Origin of the sequence: Vibrio sp. 14G-20 (assembly GCF_026241515.1) — a bacterium.
Classification (GTDB): domain Bacteria; phylum Pseudomonadota; class Gammaproteobacteria; order Enterobacterales; family Vibrionaceae; genus Vibrio.
The window spans coordinates 138,496-159,627 of sequence record NZ_JAPHPW010000008.1 but is presented as its reverse complement, the minus strand read 5'-3'; the positions used below and the strand labels follow the sequence as shown (position 1 = coordinate 159,627).

Below are 21,132 nucleotides of genomic sequence, written 5' to 3'. Positions count from 1 at the left end.
AGCTTGGTGACTGATTGATTCACCCACCAAATTCTTTTGCTAAATCACTTGTGAGATAAGCAAGAAACAACCAAACAGTAGTGAGAACAACATCATTGCGCTGCCACCTTCTGCTCGGTATCGGTCATCAGCAACTTTCATGAAGCGTTGCTTGTGAACCATAACCAAAGGAACGAATACAGCAAGGAAAACCAAAATGATGCCAGCGTAGTTCAGCACTTGTAGGAACTTGTCTGCAGCAAGCAACGAACCCGCCAACGGTAAGATGAAACTAATGCAGTACGTTACCGCTGTATTTTGGTTGAACATGTCTTTGTTCTGGTTGAACAACGCCATCGCCACACCAAAGAAAGAAGTCAACAACGCCAAGCCAGTGAAGGTAGACAGAACGTTACCCACCCAAGGAGACTGGGCCTCAAACGCTGCCATTAAATCTGATACGTTCTTAAAGCTTCTGAATTGCTCTTCACTCAAGTTACCCACTACCGCAAACAACCAACACAAGTAACACACTAATGGGATCAGAGAACCAACAATAACCATGTTACGCAGCTGTTTGTCTGTCGCTTCGTGGTTGTAAGAAACCAAGGTTGGAATCACAACCATAAAGCCAAAACTGGTAAACAGGATTGCACTGGTTTTGATTAGATCAACGTGGTCATGACTGGTCACCTGCATCAGGTTATCTTGAGTCATGTTTGGCGCTAAGAACGCCATGGTGACAAACAAGCTGGCAAGCATCACAAAGAACAATGCACGGTTGAGTCTATCAATAACACCTGTCCCACTCGCGACGACGGCACCCGCAAGTAAGGTAAACACGATTTGGCTCGTGGTCGCGGTGATCTCAACGCCAAAGTTAGACAGTAACTTGCTCAGCAAGTCGCCCGCGCCCAAAATATAAGCCATTAATAGGCAAATCAATAACGCGTAAAGTAGGCCGTTGGTAAGCAACTGGCCTTGTTTGCCCAAGGTTTTTCGAGCAATAGAGTTCAACCCTAGACCGCCACCGGCTTTGATGGTCGCTTCTAAAAGTAATAGAGCTGCGTAAGTGGTACCGAAACAGATCAGAACCATAAGCAGTGTGCCGTAAAGCAATCCAAATTGAGCTAATACCATTGGGATCGCGAGCATACCAGCACCGAGAGCGGTACCAGCGATAATTAGGGAGCTACCCATCATTTTAATATTCATTATTTTTAACTTATTTGTTTAGTTTTTATAGGGGTGAGTCTTCGTGCATCAATTGGATGACAAAGGAATTCAGATAGAAATAAAGTTATAAAACGAATAACAATAGGAGCGATAAGCGGTAAAGAAGCGTACAGAGACGTTGTCGAACAGGGCGTTCAAAGAGGGGCTTGTCTTAAGAGAGGTAAAACGAGAAGCGTGAGTAAGCGTTAACTGATGTGGTGAACCTTCCGTAGGTTCAATAATCGGCGATGTAATCTTGAATTTCATGTATGTGTCCAATAATTGATTCACATTCCATAGTATTTGAAGCAGCGTATCCGTTGCTGCCCTACCTCTAGCATTAGAGGTCGTTTTATCTTATCGAATGAGACTCGAAACACAACGCTATAACCACAATTTTTGCTATTAAATTGAACAAAACAGCCATTTGGATACAAATTGACCACCAAACCACATAAAACAATAATCATTACTGATAAGAATCCAAGCTATAAATTCACCAACACCATTAACTACAATGCCTGTGAAAAGAGCGTTCAAAAACATACGACAGCCGCATAAACGGCGTTCTTACCGAAACAAGTCACAGCCAACGCCCTAGTAATATACTAAAATTAGACACAAACTCATTTGAACCTCAAATTTTGAATCAATTGCTACACATTATCGCTACATCACAGAAACAAAACCACAACCGGAGTGTGGTCACACAATTCACTATACCCCATAGGTAGTAGGGTTTCTTACACGTAAAGTATGCGCGTCATTATAATTAATAAAAACAAACACCTTATGCGCTCAACAATCACTTTTAAAATCCTAGTGGCCCTCGCCATCGTGTTCACTTTTTTGCTGGCAATATCGACCTACTTCCGATACTCGCAGCAAAAACAACTGGTTAACTCCGTGTTGAGTGAACAGCTACACGACAAAGCGAGTAACTATTTCGATAGCCTCAATATGATGATGCTGACTGGTACCATGGCACAGAAAGAAACCCTGCGTCAGAAAGCATTGGCACAGGAAGGTATTGAAGACGTTCGTGTTTTACGCGCCGACGCTGTCAGCAAGTTATACGGGCCAGGTAATAACAACCAAACACCCGTTGATGATATTGATAAACGAGCGCTAGCGGGCGAAACCGTTATCGAACCTTTTTCGGCTGATTGGGGTAAAGGCTTGGTTATTGCTCTGCCAATGAAGTCGAGTGAAGATTACCGAGGAACCAACTGTGTCGCCTGCCATATGGCACCAGAAGGTGAAGTCTTGGGTGCGATTCGCCTCGAATATAACCTTAACCATGTCAATTCGCTGATCAACACTCAAACCATGGCTGCGATTGGCATTATGGCGGTGATCTCCTTTGCCGGATTTGTGCTTACGATGGGATTAATTCGTAAGATCATTGTTCGCCCTCTTCAACAGACTTCTCGTTTTATGACGCAAGTTAGCAGTGACAAAAACCTATCAACCCGCTTACCAGCACAAAGCAAAGATGAGATTGGTACACTCGCCAATTCGATTAACTCCTTCATGGGCACCGTATCTGACAGTTTAGAGAAAGTACAAGATACTTCGCACAAACTGAATGCGTCTGCGAACCAACTGACCAGCGTTGCACAAATTACGGAACAAGCGGCGAGCGATCAGCAATATGAAACAGCAGAAGTACAAAACAATGTAGAAGGGATACAAGCTCAACAGGTTAATGTGGAACAAGCGACGTTAACCGCATCCGACCTCATTAATCACACCGCTGATGTGGCATGCAAAAGTGCTAACCAAGCACACGACGCAAGCAGTGACATAAAGAACCTAGTCAGCAGCATAGAAGAAGTGAAACACAAAATACTGACACTCAATGAGCAAACCGGAGAGGTCTCTTCAATATTGAGTGTGATTCGTGGCATTGCCGATCAAACCAACCTTCTGGCACTCAATGCAGCCATCGAAGCCGCGCGTGCCGGTGAACAAGGTCGTGGTTTTGCCGTTGTTGCTGATGAAGTCCGTCATCTCGCGTCACGAACGGCAGAAGCAACAGGCAGCATTGAATCGATTATCCATCAGTTCCAGCAAGGCAGTGAAGAATCGTTGACCTCTGCTGACCATGTTTGTGAACAAGCACATCAAAGCTCGAGCGATATCGATGCCCTGTCTGTTGAAATGAATGGTGTTGTAGAAGAGATGAAGCAAGTGTTGGCACATGCACAGAACATTCAACAGCAGACCCAATCCACCACACAGGCTACTAAAGATGTTCAGCAGAAAGTCGAAACCATCACCTCTCACGCGAATAACACATCGCAATCTGCAGCTGAAACCCGTGACATCAGCAATGACCTAGAAGAGCTGTCTGATCATCTTGAATCGCTGATCAATCAATTCACATTGTCTCAGTCAACGATGAACTCACAACCGAACTCCAAGACCAGTATCAAATCTTAAGTTGAAGAGTTGCTTTACTTTCGACCAACAAAAAAGCGCTCTGCATGAGCGCTTTTTCTTCTTTACCTATCTTTGCTGAGGGTTCGAGATCGGACTCAAACCAAACAGTGACTAGTGCGTAATTGAAACCGCTGTTAAGTCTTTATGCTTGTGATACATCGCGTGTTTGACTATCAGATTCGCACTCACGCTATCCATTCCTGACACTTCAACGTAAGCCCCTTTTTTACGGAACTTGAACACGACCTTATCAAGCGCTTCAACCGACGTATTATCTAAGAATGACGCATCCGATATATCGATGGTCACTAAAGAGGTCGCGTTGTCATAATCAAATAAGTCGACAAACGCATCTGACGAAGCAAAGAAGACATGGCCTTTTACTCGGTGAATGGTGTGCATTTCGTTTGTCACGACTTCATCGGATATAAACACCATAGATTTGCTGGCATGTGCATAAAACAGAGCCGACAGCACCACGCCAACCGCAACACCTATTGCTAAGTTATGAGTAAACACCACCACCGCCACGGTTGCTAGCATGGTTACATTGGTTGACAGTGTGTGGTCTTTTAGCTCAACAATAGAACGCCATGAGAATGTGCCGATAGAAACCATGATCATCACCGACACTAAAGCGGCCATTGGTATCAGCTTCAACCAATCAGAAACAAACACCACCATTAACAACAAAACCACTCCAGCGATCATGCTGGATAATCGGGTTAAGCCACCTGATTTGATGTTAATGATCGACTGACCGATCATTGCGCAGCCCGCCATTCCACCAAATAATGAGGCAACGATGTTCGCTACTCCCTGCCCTTTACACTCATTGTTTTTGTTACTTTCAGTATCGGTCAGATCATCGACTATGGTCGCTGTCATCAAGGATTCCAGCAAGCCAACCAGAGATAGAGCAATCGAATATGGCAGGATGGTCGCAAGCGTATCAAACGAGAATGGAATATTAGGAACCAAGAACACAGGCAGTGAATCAGGAAGCTTGCCCATATCGCCAATCGTTCTCACATTTAAGCCGAACAGCAAACTAATGATTGTCAGGGTAACAATCGCGACCAGTGGAGAAGGTATTGCGCGACCAAACTTGGGAAAATAAGGAAGCAGATAAATGATCGCCAAACCCAAAACAACTAACACGTAAACGCTTGATGAGACGTTGATTAATTCAGGAAGTTGGGCCATGAAAATTAGAATGGCGAGCGCGTTAACAAATCCTGTAATCACCGATTTGGAAACGAAGTTCATTAGGTTGCCGAGCTTGAGATATCCAGCCGCGACTTGAATGACGCCAGCAAGAAACGAAGCGGCGAGTAGATATTCTAGCCCGTGGTCTTTAACTAAGGTGACCATTAATAGCGCCATTGCACCTGTTGCACCGGAAATCATTCCCGGACGACTGCCAACCAAAGCAGTGACGACACAAATACAGAACGAGGCATAGAGCCCTACTTTAGGGTCAACGCCTGCAATAATTGAAAATGCGATAGCTTCAGGGATCAATGCAAGTGCAACCACAATCCCAGATAATGAATCTCCTTTAACGTTTGATAACCAGTGTTTTTTTAAATAATTAAGCATGTAATTCTCTTTTACTTGTACAGCCAGTCCTGCCTTGTTGAGACATAATTTGATCGACTGTTTTTCTTGAATGAGCGAACGCTCGAAAAGTGCGGGTGTAGAGAGAATGCAGGGGTTAAGGCGGCGTAATTAACACGTAGATATTAAACTCCTCTTGTTGCTTTAGTGGGAAATTAAGAAGGTGTTCAAGTCCAAAATGACTGAATCCGCGCCAATATAGAGTGAGTATCAACACAATCACACTCCCATTATTGAAAACAAAGGTTTCGATTGTGCCTCGCTCGTTCAACAGCTCACATAGGGTTGAAAGGTAAGGCGGACGCTAAGATCGAACAAAAAACACACCCTCAAACGGTTTTATCGTCAGTAGACACAATATTTCTTTCACCAAGCAAGAATAAAGGTTGAAGCTGTCGGTATGACAGGTAATATGTTCAATCGATTTAAAAAGTTTATACAACTTAATGTGTCGGCTAATTATTGTGCAAATGTATGTTTGTTTGCAGCAATGCCAGAGACTTTGAGTTGAATTTGTCCCTCAATGGAGAATGAAATCAACATGACTTACGCGCCTGTAACAGACGTACTTGGCGGCAAGCTAGCGGTAGACAGTGAAGTAACTGTTCGCGGCTGGATCCGTTCACGTCGTGATTCCAAAGCTGGAATCTCTTTCCTTGCCATTTATGACGGCTCTTGTTTCGACCCGATTCAGGCCGTGGTTCCTAATAATCTTAATAATTACGAAGACGAAGTATTAAAGCTAACAACTGGCTGCTCTGTTGAAGTAACTGGTAAGATTGTTGAGTCTCCTGCGAAAGGTCAAGACTTCGAACTAGCAGCAACTGACGTTAAAGTTGTAGGCTGGGTTGAAGACGCTGACACTTACCCAATGGCTAAGACACGTCACTCTATCGAATACCTTCGTGAAGTTGCTCACCTACGCCCACGTACAAACGTGATTGGCGCAGTAGCACGTGTACGTAACTGTCTATCGCAAGCGATTCACCGTTTCTACCACGAGCAAGGTTTCTTCTGGACTTCAGCTCCGCTTATCACTGCATCTGATGCAGAAGGCGCTGGTGAAATGTTCCGCGTATCTACGCTAGACATGGAAAACCTACCTCGCACTGACGAAGGCAAAGTTGACTTCAACGAAGATTTCTTCGGTAAAGAAACTTTCCTAACAGTATCTGGCCAACTTAATGCTGAAGCTTACGCTTGTGCATTAAGCAAAGTTTACACGTTCGGTCCTACGTTCCGTGCTGAAAACTCAAACACAAGCCGCCACCTAGCTGAGTTCTGGATGGTTGAGCCTGAAGTTGCGTTTGCAGACCTTGACGATGTAGCAAAACTGGCTGAAGACATGCTTAAGTACGTTTTCGCTGCTGTTCTTGAAGAGCGTCGTGACGACCTTGAGTTCTTCGCTTCTCGCATCGACAAGCAAGCAATCACTCGTCTAGAACAATTCGTAGACGCTGATTTCGCACAAGTTGACTACACTGACGCAATCCAAATCCTACTAGATTCTGGTAAGAAATTTGAATTCGACGTTGAGTGGGGCATCGACATGTCTTCTGAGCATGAGCGTTACCTAGCTGAAGAGCACTTCAAAGCACCTGTTATCGTTAAAAACTACCCGAAAGACATCAAAGCTTTCTACATGCGCTTAAACGACGACGGCAAAACAGTTGCAGCAATGGACGTACTTGCACCAGGCATCGGTGAAATCATCGGTGGTGCACAACGTGAAGAGCGTCTAGACATTCTAGACGAGCGCATGATTGTTATGGGTATCGACCCTGAGCACATGAGCTGGTACCGCGACCTACGTAAATACGGTACAGTGCCTCATGCAGGCTTCGGTCTTGGCTTTGAGCGCCTAGTGTCTTACGTAACAGGTATGGGCAACGTTCGTGACGTTATCCCGTTCCCACGTACACCACGCTCTGCAAACTTCTAATTCGAACCTTAGTCGAAATTAAAAGTTAAGAACAAATAAAAACCTCCGCACTTGCGGAGGTTTTTTTATGTTCGGAATAAAACGAGACGACGGCTGCTTCTGCGTACCACCATCTGAGATTCGTTATTCAAAGGCTAATCTACATCTTGATCGATAGCGTATTTTATTGCGAGACCGCAGATTGCCATCATAACGAATGGGATAGCCGCAGTGGTGTATTCCGCCCACGCCATATCAGCGAATGCTTTTGCCAGCAATACGTGGCCGAGAATAAGCAGAAGCGCACATACAATCGCGACGATAATCAGCTTAACTTCATTTCCCATAGTCATTTTCAACATAACGGTATCTCCAATATTTGGTCTAACTGTATTGAATCACAACTCTTTGTTGTACAAGGCGTACAGTTGCACCACAAACAACCCGTACAGTTGAAATGATTGTCAGTTTTATGAGTGACTTAAGATTTTACGAATGCGTAAGTTGATGTGCCAGTTTGCCAAGCAAGATGAGTGCTTGTTCCTTCTCTTCTGTGAGTTCATAAGAAAAATTCAATCGTATCGCGTTATCCACTCTTCCCTGCTCACTGAACAGATCGCCAGATGCGACGCTAATACCTTGCTCGATAGCCAGTTGATGAAATTGTTGGCTGTCGAAGTTTTCAGAGAAACGAATCCATATCAAGTAGCCACCAGCCGGTTCTTCAATCTCAATTGAATGCGGAAAGTACTGCTTAATGACATCGATAAATCGCTCTTTCCTGACTAAAAGGTTTTTACGCAGTTTACGAAGGTGGTTATCGTAGCTTTCATGCGTTAAGAAATGGGCGACGCCAAGTTGAACAGGAGCGCTGCTCGATAGCGTAGAAAGAAGCTGAAGCTTTTGAATCGCATCGTTAAAACGCGTGTTCACAACCCAGCCTACTCGATAACCCGGGCACAAACTTTTTGAATACGACCCACAAAGCAAGACGGAATCGGTCTTGTCGAAGGCCTTAAGTGGCTTCGGCTTATACCCTTCGTAATAAAGGTCGCCATACACGTCATCTTCAATAATGTAGGTTTCATGTTGTTCTGCAATCTCTACCACACGGCGCTTTGCCTGTTCCGACAAACTGGTTCCCGTTGGGTTTTGAAAAGTCGTCATCAACCAACACGCTTTTATATCTTGGTTTTGTAGTGCGTTTTCAAACTGCTCTATGTTCAATCCATTAATTGGGCAAACATCAACTTCGATAGGGTTAAGCCCTAGCCTCTCGACAGCCTGCAGAGCGCCATAGAATGCGGGAGACTCTATCACGACGTTATCACCCGACTTAGTGACCGTTTGCAGGCTCAAGTTGAGCGCTTCCATAGCACCCGATGTAATCACGATGTCTTGATAATTAACCGTAATGCCTTGTTGCAAATAGCGCTGCGCGATTTGTCTTCTCAAGGATTCACTGCCCGGTGGCAAATTATTGATCACACTGGCGCCAGTCATTTTCCTTCCGGCACTGGCAAGATTTCGAGTTAACGTCGGTAAAGGGAAAAGGTCTGGATCAGGAAATGCAGAACCGAAAGGAATCACACCTTCGGCTGAACTCGACTTCAAGAAATCAAATAAGCGGTCATTAATGGCTTTCTTTTCACTAACGAGTGGCTGTGCGTAATCAACGCCGTCCAATCTTGGCGCAACAAAATACCCCGATTGAGGCTTAGCGATAATCCACCCTTCGCTTTCTAGCAACTGGTAGGCTTGTAAAACAGTACTATTGCTGACGTTGTAATTACGACAACTCATGCGCACAGAAGGGATCTTCTCCCCGGATCGCCACGTGTTATTAGCGATCTGAGTTCGAATATCCTTTGCAAGCTCTTCATAACGCGCCATCTAATTGTACTACCTAGAGAAATTCCAATAAGCCGGAGATTTTATCACTAACGCTAACAACTATTACTGCTATCTATATGAATGAACCTAATTTCTATAATAGTGTGAATCAGTTCACAGATAACTTTGTAAGCTTTGCTAAGTTTGTATCCAAGGCAGGAGCTAAGTTGGCTTTCTACCTCAATAATTTGATGTAACCCAAAAACATGCGAGATAACAATGAAAAAAATAGAAGCAGACCAATTAAGTTATAAAGGAGAGTCAAACGGTGTTCACAGTTGGACAACACCGAGCGGCCAGCCATATTACTGGCACCCAGATTGGCTTCATATTGCTGAAGATGCTACAGGCTCACATCCAAAGCAAAAGATCGATGTCGAACAAGACCAAGCACCAACGGAAAAACACGCGGTGTCTGCTATTCTGAAACACCTTAACCAATGGGCAGCAGACAAACTAGCGTCTCATCCTGAGATTGAAACAGGTTCTATCGAAGCTGAAATCAACCTGAAAAAGTAATTGTTTTAAAGTAGATAGCGAAATCAATCACTCGCGATTCTAACCCAGAACGCAGACTGAATAGCCTCAAACCTCGACCGAGGCTATTCAAGTATCTTCATAAGAATGCTGCAATAACCCCCACCTAGCTAACAAATCTCTAACACAAACCAGTTTCTTGTATCAATCCACGAAAGCTATCGATAGAATTTCCGGTCTTATTCACGCCAGTTATGCTAATCATTCGTAATTCTAAAGTCGTGAATCAATGAATGCGTAAATCTAATAAGAATGAGAACAAAGGCTTATCGATGGATACTTCAAATTATAATCAATCGCTAACGACTAAGTTATACGTTGTCGCTGGCGTGCTTTTTGGCACCTACGGCAGTCGGGTATGCCCGATGCTCGAAACCCTAACAACTTTGGAAATTTTCACTCAAGTCAGTATCGTTTTTGTCTTGGTTTGGCTAACTCGCCATTTCCTATTAGCGAAACACGCATTAGTTGAACAAGGTCGATTCGCACAGCTCGATACTTTGCTATTTTTTGCTGCGAGTGTCCCTTTCGCGCTTTACTACAACCTAAGCTACGACTTCACCATCGATAGTAATTCGAAAGTGCTATTCGGTATGACCCTGTTTGGTTTCTTTACCGGAACCATTCTCCAACTCAACGCCAAGTTGACTCAAATGGATAAAATGGAAGCGTCTGGAGAGTTTGATTTTCAACTGATTGGCGAGCGAAGCTCTTTAGTTAAACAGATGATTGGTTTGGTCATAGTGCTTCTTATCACCCTTACCACAATGTTAACGATGGTTGCCGTTAAAGACATCTTCTGGTTAGAACATAACCCTGGCCGCTTATTGGATGGCTCTGGCAAGATCAGCGTGATCAAAGAGTTCATCTATTTGGCTGTAGTACTTGGCGGATATGCGATAACCATCATGGCGCTATGGAGCAGGCTCGTTAAGCGTATTCTCCTTAGCCAAGAGTGCGCATTAAATAAAGTGACCCTAGGTGAACCTGGCGTGCGTCTACCTATTTTCGGCTATAACGAGCTTGGCTCAATGGCATCAATGACCAACACCATGCTTGATAGCCTAGAGACGGCGCAAAACGAAGTAAAAACCACACGCGACGTTGCAATTGTCAGTCTATCTGCACTTGCCGAGTCGAGAGATAATGAAACAGGTGCGCACATCCTTAGAACTCAAGAATACGTAAAGGTACTGGCACAAGAGCTTAGCAAGTCGGAAACACACGCTAATTTGTTAACTCCGAATTATATCGAATTACTTTATAAGTCGGCTCCCCTACATGACGTCGGCAAGGTAGGTATTCCTGACAAGGTTTTACTAAAACCCGGTAAATTAACCGATGAAGAATTTGAGATAATGAAAGGTCACCCTGCAATTGGTGCTGAAGCCCTGTCTATTGCAGAGAAGCAATTAGGAAGCAGCTCTTTCTTAAGAGTCGCAAAGGAGATTTCTCTCACTCACCACGAGAAATGGAATGGCAGTGGTTATCCTAATCAGTTGTCTGGTGAAGATATCCCGTTATCCGGCCGTTTAATGGCATTAGCTGATGTTTATGATGCGCTCATCTCGAAGCGAGTCTACAAGCCAGCCTTTACTCACGAACAAGCTAAACAGATTATCTTAGAGGGCAATGGGACTCATTTTGATCCGCAAGTTGTCCAAGCTTTTCTGGCCGTCGAACAAGCGTTTGTTTCAATTGCCGCAACCTATAAAGATGGCAAAAATATCGCAAGCGAACTCGAACGCGAAAGCCTTATTGCTCAACCCGCTTAATCTATTCAAAAATCACTAACTTCTTGCACCCTATAGGTTAATCCGTAGGGTGTTTTGTTATCAAATACCCTCTTTAGTCAATAAATCTGATTGAAATGGATTTTTTTTAGCCTTTCTGTTCACTTCGTATTGTCTTAAAAATTCCATACAGGTATAACTACCCATAGATACTATCCCCTCTCAATTGACATGGATGAAGATTATGTTTGAAAAAGTGTTAGCTGCTCCCGCCGATCCTATCCTCGGCCTTACTGAAGAGTTTAAAAAAGACTCTCGTGCAGAGAAAATCAACCTTGGTGTTGGCATCTACAAAAATGAAGATGGTCAAACACCGGTACTTAAAACAGTAAAGAAAGCAGAAGCTGCACTTCTTGAAAACGAAAAAACCAAATCTTACCTAACGATTGAAGGTACAGCTGAATACGGTCTAGCGGTTCAGAAACTTCTTTTCGGTTCAGACGCTGAGATCGTTACATCTCAACGCGCTAAAACAGCACAAGCTCCAGGTGGTACAGGTGCACTTCGCGTAGCGGGTGAATTCATCAAGCGCCAACTGGGCGACGTGAAAATCTGGATCAGTAACCCAACTTGGGCTAACCACAACGGCGTTTTAGCTGCTGCAGGTATCGAGACAGCTCAATACAGCTACTACAACGCTGAAACTAAAGACAAAGACTTCGCTGGCATGGTTGCTGACCTTGAGAAAGCTTCTGCTGGCGATATCGTTCTTCTTCACGGCTGCTGTCATAACCCAACAGGTATCGACCCAACAACTGAAGAGTGGGAAGTACTGGCTAAACTAGTAGCAGAGAAGAAACTGCTTCCTCTATTCGATTTTGCTTACCAAGGTTTTGCAAAAGGCGTTGAAGAAGATGCGGTTGGCCTGCGTATTTTTGCTCAGTACAACAAAGAAATTCTAGTGGCGAGCTCGTTCTCTAAGAACTTTGGCTTGTACAACGAACGTGTTGGTGCATTCACATTGGTTGCAGAGTCTGTAGACGTAGCAACAACAGCGTTCTCGCAAGTTAAGAGCATCATCCGCTCTATCTACTCTAACCCACCAGCGCACGGCAGCGCTGTAGTAACTCACATCCTTGGTGATGCTGATCTACGTGCTGAATGGGAAGCAGAAGTGGCAGAAATGCGCGACCGTATCCAAGAGATGCGTGAGCTATTCGTAACAACCCTGAAATCAGAAGGTGTTGATGCAGACTTCACATTCATCGAACGTCAAAACGGCATGTTCTCTTTCTCTGGCCTAAGCAAAGAGCAAGTAACTCGCCTAAAAGACGAATTCGCTATCTACATTGTTGGTTCTGGCCGTATTAGTGTTGCTGGTATGACTAAGTCAAACATGGGTCCTCTATGTAAAGGCATCGCTGCGGTTCTTTAATCGTAAAGCGAAACCCGTATTTGCAGTCCAGAAACCTGCACTTGCAGACCAATAGATATGCAAAAGCCAGCAATTAAGCTGGCTTTATTGTGTCTGCAACTTGTTCTGTAGTTAAAGCGCTAAACGCTTCAATAGGTTAATACTCTAAGAAGAACTCAACACCTAACTCATTAGTTCGTTCACTGCGAATCTTACCTTCACCATCTCGATGTTGGTATGATCCACCAATCGCAAACTTGTTGGTCACTAGATAGCGTAAACCTAAGTGATAGATCTCTTCATCAAACAGATCACTTCGATTCACTTGCACACTACCGTTGGCAATCCAACGTTTCGCAAAGCCATAGTTAAGCTCAGCTTTTACCCCTTGGATGAACTCAGTGTCTGAAGATTCAGTTCGGTTGGTATCATTATCTTCAACCTTACCTTTAGTGATACCAAGTAGGTAGTAAGCCACTATATCTAAATCTTTCTTAATGCTGTAACGGTAACCAACACCTGGCATCAGCGTATCAATTCGAGTTGTGGTGTCATCAGGGTGAATGAAGCGTGCGCTGTAGTCTCCCAGCAGCAACCAATCATCCGTCATCGCGTAACCGACGCCTAATCCATATGACGAGGCATTGTTATTACTGCCTGCATCTTCATTTAAACTGCCCGAATGCGCTGTGGCATAAACATGGTCATAATCAAGAATATCCGCCGCGTTAGTGTCCGCCCACAAACTTGGAGAAAACAAAAAAACCGCAGATACAAAACTAAGCTTCCACTTCGACATTCCTATCATCCTTAAACTGTCACTCCATTAACTGAAAGGTTAGTCTATCCATAAGACTTTAAAAAGGTTTTAGCTCACAGATTGATTTGTGACGGCAAAATATTATCAAATGTTGTACCATGAAATCATACAAACCAATGGATGATCATTATGGATGCTGAGTTATTAGAGATTCAAAACTTTCTGGCACAATACCCCCCTTTCACAGAACTCCCTGAGGAGATGTTGGCGAAAGTGACCAGTAGCGTGGAAATTTCTTATTACCGCCAAGATACCCCTATCATTCACTTTGGTGATCAAATTCATGACTTTTACATGGTTCGAAGTGGCGAAGTAGAAGTCTACCGTCGCAAAGGCGAACTCTATAACCGCCTTGATGAAGGCCACTTATTCGGTCAGATGGGCCTGCTGACCAACAACAAGGTGCGTTTCCCAGTTAAAGCGACTGAAGATACCCTCCTCTACTGTATCCCCGGGCCTATTTTCCAAGAACTTTATGACAACTATGATTCATTCGCCGACTTTGTCGAAGTAGAAGATAACGCACGACTGCGTCAGGCGAACTTAGACAGCAACGACGCTAATGACCTAACAACATCCAAGGTCAAAACTCTGCTGACCAGCGAAGCGCCGATGATCGAAAAAACGCGCACTATTCAGCAAGCTGCGACCATGATGGCACAAGATAATGTTTCGTCTTTGCTAATCATCGATCCCGATATCGTTGAAGATGATGAAGATGACTCAACCCCAGTGATCGGCATCATCACTGACCGCGACCTTTGTACTCGTGTACTTGCAGAGGGCCTGGATCCATCGGATGAAGTATCTAGCGTAATGACCGCTGAGGTTATATCACTCGATCACAATGCTTACGTATATGAAGCCATGATGACCATGCTTCGCTACAACGTACATCACCTGCCAGTACTAAAAGATAAGAAGCCGATTGGTATTATCGAAGCAACCGATATTGTACGTTACGAATCTCAAAACTCGCTGTTGTTGGTAAGTAGTATCTTCCAACAACAAAGTATCGAAGACCTGAAAGTACTTTCTGAACAAGTAAAAGACAGCTTTGTACGCTTGGTTAATGAAGATGCCAACGCCCACATGGTTGGCACCGCGATGTCAGTAATTGGCCGCAGCTTTAAACAACGTATTATCGAGCTGGGTGAAGAAAAACTCGGTAAAGCGCCGATTCCGTATTGTTTCCTTGCGCTTGGCTCTATGGGACGTGATGAGCAACTGCTTGTCACTGATCAAGATAACGCCATCATTCTTGATGACACCTACGACGAAAAAAAACACGGCAAGTACTTTGAAGAGCTATCAACCTTCATCTGCGACGGCTTAGACCAGTGTGGCTATGTATATTGTACAGGTGACATCATGGCGACGAACCCAACTTGGCGCATGACACGCCGACAATGGGAAGAGTGCTTTGCTGATTGGATTGATGATCCAAACCCGAAAGCGCTGCTGAACGCCTCTATCTTCTTTGATTTAGATGGCGTGTATGGTCGTTTGAAATGGGCTGAGCAATTGAATAGCTTCATCATAAGGCGTGCACGTAAGAACAACCGCTTCTTGGCGTGTCTTGCTCGTAACGCGCTCAACCGCACTCCGCCACTGGGCTTCTTCAAAGATTTCGTGATGGAGAAAGATGGTCGTCACAACAACTCGATCAACCTTAAGCGTCGTGGTACGGCACCGCTGGCGGATCTTATTCGTGTACACTCTTTGGCAGTCGCTTCTCGTTCTAAAAACTCATTCGAACGTTTAGATGACATTATCGACGCAGGTATTTTGCCAAAAGGCAGAGCACAAGATTTAAAAGACGCCATGGAGTTCATCTCTCTGGTTCGTATTCGTCACCAAGCACACGATGTCGACAACAACATCGAGCCTGATAACAACATTGAACCAGAGAACCTGTCTGACTTCGAACGACGTAACCTAAAGGATGCATTCCAAATATTAAGTAATGCGCAAAACTTCCTTAAGTTCCGTTATCAAGCCAGCAATAAGTTTAAGTAGGGCCTATGAACAAACTATTCAGATCACCTGCGGTCGATTGGCCATTTAAGTTTGCTCAGAAACTAGAACGAGCAAGAGACGAGCGCTTAAAACACTTTTATAGCCAGCCTCTTCCTGCGCCTGATACGCCACTTTCAGAAGTGATGTTCTTAGCTGTCGACTTTGAAACAACGGGGTTAAACCCAAACAAAGACGGTATCATTACCATTGGCTTAGTGCCGTTTACGCTCAATCGCATTTACTTACGACAAGCCAAACACTGGACGCTGAGACCAAAGCAGAAGTTGGAAGAAGAGTCTGTCGTGATTCATGGTATCACTCACAATGACATCATTGATGCGCCAGACCTTAGCGAAGTGTTGGGCGAGATCTTAGAATCAATGGCGGGACATATCCCTGTGGTTCACTATCGCCGTATCGAACGTGACTTTTTGGATAACGCATTGAAAGTGCGACTCGGTGAAGGCATTGAGTTCCCAGTCCTCGACACGCTAGAGATTGAATCTCAGATCCAAAATAAACTGGCTGGCGGCTTATGGAACAAGCTAAAAGGTAAGAAGCCAGCTTCAGTGAGACTGGGTCAAAGTCGTCGTCGATACCACCTGCCCGACTACACACCACATCATGCACTAACTGACGCTATTGCGACCGCTGAGCTTCTCCAAGCACAGATAGCTCATCACTTTGACGCTGAGATGCCTTTGAAGAATTTCTGGCTATAACTACCAATTAAGGCTTACGTTAAACAGAACGCATAAACATAAAGCCCACTAACTTCCGTTAGTGGGCTTTATTGCTTTTTGTCATCCAGGTTTATGCTGCTGTAGGGCCAACCAAACGCATTTCCCAAAAGCGCTTAAAGCATATTCTAATCTCACACCACAGCAGTTTCGCTCTAATGGGCGTCGAAAATCGTGATAACTATTTGGCAGCGAGATTAGCGCTACTTCCCCACCACGGACAAAGTTTGGTAATAACGACGCTTTTGCTGATACATATTCTCATCAGCGACTGAGAACAATTGCTCAACGTCTGTTGAATCACTAGAAGCTGCACCAATCGAGAATCTGACAGGAATAGATATATCCGCTTTGGTCTCAATTGCTTGTTGCTCCTGAGCAATGTACAACTGCTCAGCCATCTCTGCGACATTGAGCGAATTCGACTCACCAAACGTTAAGGTAAGCACCGCAAATTCATCTCCACCTAAGCGATATAGATTGCTGGCAGGTGTTAATTCGTGGCTGATTACGTCTACACAGCGCAGTATCAGCTCATCTCCAACTTCATGTCCATGAATATCATTGGTCGTTTTCAATCCGTTGAGATCAATAATGATCAATGAAATCTGATTTTGATTGTGGTTAAGGTTTCGTTTACTGTATTCAAAGTCTTCATTGAAAGCTTTACGGTTTAAACAGCCAGTCTGCATGTTGATGCGCGTAATATTTTCGAGCTCAATCCAACCTGCTAGCTGTTTTTGGTACATGTCAAAAATCAGAAGATCTTCTTCACTGAGTAGATCAAATGAACTTGAACAAAAATACCCAATTGCCTTCCCTTGAGAGTTACAGAGTATTAAGTCAGCCTCGCCAGTCCGGTTAAAATGAAATTGAATCGAATGTTGAGCAAGTAATATCTTTAACTCGTCATTGACCATTTGAGGAATCAACCGATATTCAGCCGCCTGTCTCGATGATGCAAACTGTACGATCTTCAAAATACGATGCTTCTGGGATTCTTCACGCGCGAGCGAATACGTTAACTTGCTGGTTTTCTCTTCAACTAAGTCCTCAAGCTGGACATTAAATCTTTCGAGTTTATCGTTGCTCTCGGTAAGCTCGCGAACCTGATGTTGTATGCGACACCACATCGTTTCCAATAAACGACTCAGTGTGACGAACTCTGTAAAACGATGCTCATCCACACTATGAGCCGGTGACTGGTTATGCGAATACGACCTAACAGATTCAGCCAACAGGTTTAGTTGCCCTGAGAACCAGCGGCTCAGGAATAGAACAAACACAATCGCGATGGCAAGCGTTGCGACCAATATTCTGACAAAAACCACCTGAGCTTGTTGCATCTCTAATAAGCGCGCACTGTCGGAAATATGATGTTTGACGTTCAGCACCAAGTTGTCGGTAAATAATTTGCTGTCGATAGAGATAATGTTCGCACTTTGTCCAGAGGATTGAGAATCCGTTGAATCAACATAGTTGAACTCAACCGACTCATTTTGATACAGAAAAGGCGTCACTTTAGTGTTGAGCCTGTCATAACCCATGAGAACCACAAGATACCCCTGCGGCGTGTATGTAGAACCTTCAATCAAACGATAAGGTAAAATCGGTGCGACAAAAGCAATACCGGCAGTGGCATTATCCGCCACTTCAGTTTCGGTAAACTCGGTGTGGAACAATTTTCCTTGCCCATAAACCGATTGAGGACGCTTCAAGCTTTCTAACAATTGGCTCTGCTCAAAGTGGTATAAGCTGCCTTTGCTGTCATAAATGGGCTTCCAGTTTCGGTCCAGAATATAAGTCGCGGACACACTCTCTGCCAGCGCATTAAAACTATCCATCTTGTCCCAAACGACACTCGAGAAAAAGATATTACCACCAGCTTTAATCAGAGAACGGTCTTGCGAATACCATTGGGTTAAGCTCGCCGTCAGTTTGATTTGTTCTTGTACGGTTTGACGAATACCGGTCGTAGAGTTGTCCAGCTTGGTTTCTTTTTGCTCTAAAGAACTTTGGTTTTGTTTATTGAGAATCAACTGCCCCGCTAGGTAAACAGGGAGCATTGAGCAAGCCAGCAACACCAAGCCCATGGTGTATTTTAATGATAGCTTCAATCTATTACCCTCATATTCGCCGAGTAATATTGAACAAAATCATTGTAAAACTTATGCAGTTCACTCTTTGGCATCCCTGACTTGTAACGCTGATACGCCCGAGCCGATGCCTCCCAAACGATCGCCATCTTGTAGTCACTCGACATCATTTGCGACGCTTGAAACTCATCGTACATATTTGAAAAAGTCTGGTTACCTTCCTCAACACGGCGTTGATTAACCTCATAAAACGGCGAAACCATGGCACTCGAGTGAGCTAAATAGGTGAAACTGTTTGATTGCAGATATTGAACAACTTCTTTCAAAGCTAATTTCTTATCTGGGTTTTGCATGCCTTTTTCCGTGACAGCAAAAATCTTCGCGCCACTAAATGAAGACATACTTTCACCACGATAGGTCGGCAACGAATTGATGTACAAATCTCGACCAAAAGCGGCATCGAGTTCGCTGAAAGCCCAGTCGCCGTCAATTAAAAACTCGACTTCTCCATTGATGAATCTCTGCCTCGCGCAAATATCACTGCACGATGATTCGATGACCTTTTTCTGCTGCAACATATCGATGAAATCAAAAATGGCAACTAACCCTTCACCATTAACATTCTTCGACGACAATAAGTCTTCAGAAAAAAGCTGATAGAAAGCCAAATAGAAATACATATTTGGATTGGGAAAAAGCACACTCACTTGATCGGACTTAGCAGAGCGCTCAATTAAGCTTTCCCATGTAACGCCTTGCGCTTGAGGCTTGCTCGAATACAGAACGACCTGGTTTCCAATACCAACCGGTAACGCCTTAAGCTGACCGTTGATGACCACCGCATCGAGCGCTTTTTTCTCATAACGTTGGGTATCTACCCAGGCCTCAGGAAGTGTCGCTAAATCGATATATTCAGTTAGACCTAAGAAGTCAGAAGGAACCCAAATGGCATCTGGAAAGGTATTGTCTCGAGGATCAGCGACAAGAAGTTCAGAACGAATACTGTTGACGTCAAATGAACGAATTTCCACACGATGATCAGTCATCGTTTCGATATGTTCTTTTACATAATCGGCCGTTTCATAATTAATACCAGCCCATATTTCAAGTGTGGACGAACAAGCAACGGCCGGAAATAGCATCGCAAATAGACTCAATAACCTCACACTTGATTCCTTGTAGTAAAAATTAGGCGTTGGATTTTAATCGCCCATTAATAAACTGGTCTATACGGCTTATTACTCGCAGCTCATGATTAGAGATTCAGTTTTGGGCGACACGTTATATAGTAAAAAGTGTCTAAAAAACAGTTGTTACTCTCGCTTTAAGATAAAGGTCTGCTCATTCCGATACATCCGTCATATCTCTGGATGACTGTTCTTACAATAAATCAACATACCATACCCTTTATTATTAACGACAAAAAAAATGCCGCAAAAGCGGCATTTATCTCGTTCGGTGCATTCGACACTATCAAAAATCAAATAAGCAATTTATCGGTCAAAGCCCTGTCATCGATTAAGCGTACTTCTCTTCGAAATCTTTCATGAAGCTAACCAGCGCTTGAACGCCCTCCAAAGACATTGCGTTGTAAAGTGAAGCTCTCATTCCACCTACTGCTCTGTGACCTTTTAGCGATTTCAGACCTGCAGCATCAGCCAATTCTAGGAACTTGCCATCTAACTCAGGTTTCGCCAGTTGGAACGGCACGTTCATTCTAGAACGGTTTACAGTGTGAACATCGTTTTTGTAGAAAGCTGAGCTATCAATTGCATCGTAAAGCAGCTCTGCTTTCTCTTTGTTTACCAACTCCATCGCTTCAACGCCACCTTGAGCTTTCAGCCACTTGAACACAAGGCCTGATAGGTACCAAGCGTACGTTGGTGGTGTGTTGAACATTGAGTCTTTTTCAGCAAGCACTTTGTAGTTCAGAATACTCGGCAACACGTCGTTTGCGAGTTCGAGTAGATCATCACGTACGATTGCAATGCAGATACCCGCTGGGCCAATATTCTTTTGTGCGCCCGCGTAGATAACACCGTACTGAGACACGTCAATCTTACGAGACAGAATGTTAGATGACATATCCGCTACGATTGGCTTATCCGTTTGAGGAAGCTCGCTGATTTCAATACCATCGATGGTTTCGTTTGGACAGAAATGTACATACGCCGCTTCCGGGTCGATTTTCCAATCTTTAGCTGGAACAACCGCTGCTTTGCCATCAATAGACGTCTTCGCGTTGAATACATCGATTTCGCAATATTTGCTCGCTTCAGTCACTGCACTTTCTGCCCAGTAACCCGCATCAATGTAAGTCGCTTTGGCCGCGTCACCTAAAAGGTTTAGAGGAACAGCAGCGAATTGAGCACGAGCGCCCCCCTGACAGAAAAGAACTTTGTAGTTGTCTGGGATGTTCAGAAGATCACGCAGGTCCTGTTCGGACTCGTCAGCAACTTGAATGAATTCCTTGCTGCGATGGCTGATTTCCATCACGGAAGTCCCTAAACCATTCCAATCAATAAAGTCCGCTTGCGCTTGTTTCATTACCGGTTTAGGCAGTGCAGCTGGGCCAGCACTGAAGTTGAATACGTTATCTAATGTAAGTTCCATGGGGATGATTGCTCCTGCTAAATAATAACTATGCAAGTAATACCATGTTTTACCCAACATAAAAACAACAAAAGAGGTCTTAAGACC

General features: G+C 44.1%; 15 protein-coding genes. 7 read left to right on the top strand and 8 right to left on the bottom strand.

Features of this window, described 5'->3' with window-relative positions; genetic code table 11:
- Positions 1-39 precede the first annotated feature (39 nt).
- Entirely contained in the window at positions 40-1,182 is a 1,143-nt protein-coding gene (locus tag OQJ75_RS09620; protein WP_265972907.1) for an amino acid permease, read from the bottom strand.
- A gap of 804 nt (positions 1,183-1,986) precedes the next feature.
- Here OQJ75_RS09620 and OQJ75_RS09615 point away from each other — a divergent pair.
- Positions 1,987-3,639: a methyl-accepting chemotaxis protein gene (locus OQJ75_RS09615; RefSeq protein WP_265972819.1), complete on the top strand. Its 1,653-nt coding sequence runs from the start codon at positions 1,987-1,989 to the stop codon at positions 3,637-3,639.
- A gap of 111 nt (positions 3,640-3,750) precedes the next feature.
- Here the strand turns inward: OQJ75_RS09615 and OQJ75_RS09610 are convergent, their stop codons facing one another.
- Positions 3,751-5,241, bottom strand: a complete 1,491-nt coding sequence (locus tag OQJ75_RS09610) for a SulP family inorganic anion transporter (RefSeq protein ID WP_265972817.1) — start codon at positions 5,239-5,241, stop codon at positions 3,751-3,753.
- A 559-nt stretch (positions 5,242-5,800) separates the two neighbouring features.
- On the opposite strand from OQJ75_RS09610, the gene asnS reads away from it, so the two are divergent.
- Positions 5,801-7,201, top strand: a complete 1,401-nt coding sequence (gene asnS, locus OQJ75_RS09605; protein WP_265972816.1) for an asparagine--tRNA ligase — start codon at positions 5,801-5,803, stop codon at positions 7,199-7,201.
- A gap of 134 nt (positions 7,202-7,335) precedes the next feature.
- Here the strand turns inward: asnS and OQJ75_RS09600 are convergent, their stop codons facing one another.
- Positions 7,336-7,542 (bottom strand): hypothetical protein, encoded by a 207-nt coding sequence (locus OQJ75_RS09600; protein WP_004734707.1) that lies wholly within the window; start codon positions 7,540-7,542, stop codon positions 7,336-7,338.
- A 127-nt stretch (positions 7,543-7,669) separates the two neighbouring features.
- Positions 7,670-9,073 carry a PLP-dependent aminotransferase family protein gene (locus tag OQJ75_RS09595; protein WP_265972813.1) on the bottom strand — a complete coding sequence of 468 codons (1,404 nt, stop codon included), beginning with the start codon at positions 9,071-9,073 and terminating at the stop codon, positions 7,670-7,672.
- Positions 9,074-9,292: 219 nt separating this feature from the next.
- Here OQJ75_RS09595 and OQJ75_RS09590 point away from each other — a divergent pair, with 219 nt between their 5' ends.
- The 3 genes from OQJ75_RS09590 to OQJ75_RS09580 all read left to right on the top strand — a co-directional run bounded on the left by OQJ75_RS09590 (position 9,293) and on the right by OQJ75_RS09580 (position 12,778).
- Positions 9,293-9,592 (top strand): hypothetical protein, encoded by a 300-nt coding sequence (locus OQJ75_RS09590; RefSeq protein ID WP_265972811.1) that lies wholly within the window; start codon positions 9,293-9,295, stop codon positions 9,590-9,592.
- A 251-nt stretch (positions 9,593-9,843) separates the two neighbouring features.
- Positions 9,844-11,385 (top strand): HD-GYP domain-containing protein, encoded by a 1,542-nt coding sequence (locus OQJ75_RS09585; protein ID WP_265972809.1) that lies wholly within the window; start codon positions 9,844-9,846, stop codon positions 11,383-11,385.
- Positions 11,386-11,587: 202 nt separating this feature from the next.
- Positions 11,588-12,778, top strand: a complete 1,191-nt coding sequence (locus OQJ75_RS09580; RefSeq protein ID WP_265972808.1) for an amino acid aminotransferase — start codon at positions 11,588-11,590, stop codon at positions 12,776-12,778.
- Positions 12,779-12,914: 136 nt separating this feature from the next.
- Here the strand turns inward: OQJ75_RS09580 and OQJ75_RS09575 are convergent, their stop codons facing one another.
- Entirely contained in the window at positions 12,915-13,556 is a 642-nt protein-coding gene (locus OQJ75_RS09575; protein ID WP_260810761.1) for a porin family protein, read from the bottom strand.
- A gap of 150 nt (positions 13,557-13,706) precedes the next feature.
- Here OQJ75_RS09575 and OQJ75_RS09570 point away from each other — a divergent pair, with 150 nt between their 5' ends.
- Together OQJ75_RS09570 and OQJ75_RS09565 are read left to right on the top strand one after the other, a co-directional pair.
- Complete coding sequence (locus tag OQJ75_RS09570) at positions 13,707-15,596, top strand: DUF294 nucleotidyltransferase-like domain-containing protein (protein WP_248374633.1); 1,890 nt, start codon at positions 13,707-13,709, stop codon at positions 15,594-15,596.
- Between the two features lie 5 nt (positions 15,597-15,601).
- Positions 15,602-16,318: a 3'-5' exonuclease gene (locus tag OQJ75_RS09565; protein WP_248374632.1), complete on the top strand. Its 717-nt coding sequence runs from the start codon at positions 15,602-15,604 to the stop codon at positions 16,316-16,318.
- A 221-nt stretch (positions 16,319-16,539) separates the two neighbouring features.
- On the opposite strand, the gene OQJ75_RS09560 is transcribed toward OQJ75_RS09565, so the two are convergent.
- From OQJ75_RS09560 to serC, 3 genes are all read right to left on the bottom strand, one after another.
- Positions 16,540-18,429, bottom strand: a complete 1,890-nt coding sequence (locus tag OQJ75_RS09560; protein ID WP_265972905.1) for a GGDEF domain-containing protein — start codon at positions 18,427-18,429, stop codon at positions 16,540-16,542.
- 20 nt (positions 18,430-18,449) lie between these two features.
- Positions 18,450-19,598: a sugar ABC transporter substrate-binding protein gene (locus OQJ75_RS09555; RefSeq protein WP_416340673.1), complete on the bottom strand. Its 1,149-nt coding sequence runs from the start codon at positions 19,596-19,598 to the stop codon at positions 18,450-18,452.
- A gap of 352 nt (positions 19,599-19,950) precedes the next feature.
- Entirely contained in the window at positions 19,951-21,045 is a 1,095-nt protein-coding gene (serC, locus tag OQJ75_RS09550) for a 3-phosphoserine/phosphohydroxythreonine transaminase (protein WP_265972805.1), read from the bottom strand.
- Positions 21,046-21,132 lie beyond the last annotated feature (87 nt).

Excerpts from the sequence above, each read along its gene's own strand:
- OQJ75_RS09620 (WP_265972907.1), bottom strand. The coding sequence starts at position 1,182 with ATGATGGGTAGCTCCCTAATTATCGCTGGTACCGCTCTCGGTGCTGGT.
- OQJ75_RS09615 (WP_265972819.1), top strand. The coding sequence starts at position 1,987 with ATGCGCTCAACAATCACTTTTAAAATCCTAGTGGCCCTCGCCATCGTG.
- OQJ75_RS09610 (WP_265972817.1), bottom strand. The coding sequence starts at position 5,241 with ATGCTTAATTATTTAAAAAAACACTGGTTATCAAACGTTAAAGGAGAT.
- asnS (WP_265972816.1), top strand. The coding sequence starts at position 5,801 with ATGACTTACGCGCCTGTAACAGACGTACTTGGCGGCAAGCTAGCGGTA.
- OQJ75_RS09600 (WP_004734707.1), bottom strand. The coding sequence starts at position 7,542 with ATGTTGAAAATGACTATGGGAAATGAAGTTAAGCTGATTATCGTCGCG.
- OQJ75_RS09595 (WP_265972813.1), bottom strand. The coding sequence starts at position 9,073 with ATGGCGCGTTATGAAGAGCTTGCAAAGGATATTCGAACTCAGATCGCT.
- OQJ75_RS09590 (WP_265972811.1), top strand. The coding sequence starts at position 9,293 with ATGAAAAAAATAGAAGCAGACCAATTAAGTTATAAAGGAGAGTCAAAC.
- OQJ75_RS09585 (WP_265972809.1), top strand. The coding sequence starts at position 9,844 with ATGCGTAAATCTAATAAGAATGAGAACAAAGGCTTATCGATGGATACT.
- OQJ75_RS09580 (WP_265972808.1), top strand. The coding sequence starts at position 11,588 with ATGTTTGAAAAAGTGTTAGCTGCTCCCGCCGATCCTATCCTCGGCCTT.
- OQJ75_RS09575 (WP_260810761.1), bottom strand. The coding sequence starts at position 13,556 with ATGTCGAAGTGGAAGCTTAGTTTTGTATCTGCGGTTTTTTTGTTTTCT.
- OQJ75_RS09570 (WP_248374633.1), top strand. The coding sequence starts at position 13,707 with ATGGATGCTGAGTTATTAGAGATTCAAAACTTTCTGGCACAATACCCC.
- OQJ75_RS09565 (WP_248374632.1), top strand. The coding sequence starts at position 15,602 with ATGAACAAACTATTCAGATCACCTGCGGTCGATTGGCCATTTAAGTTT.
- OQJ75_RS09560 (WP_265972905.1), bottom strand. The coding sequence starts at position 18,429 with ATGGGCTTGGTGTTGCTGGCTTGCTCAATGCTCCCTGTTTACCTAGCG.
- serC (WP_265972805.1), bottom strand. The coding sequence starts at position 21,045 with ATGGAACTTACATTAGATAACGTATTCAACTTCAGTGCTGGCCCAGCT.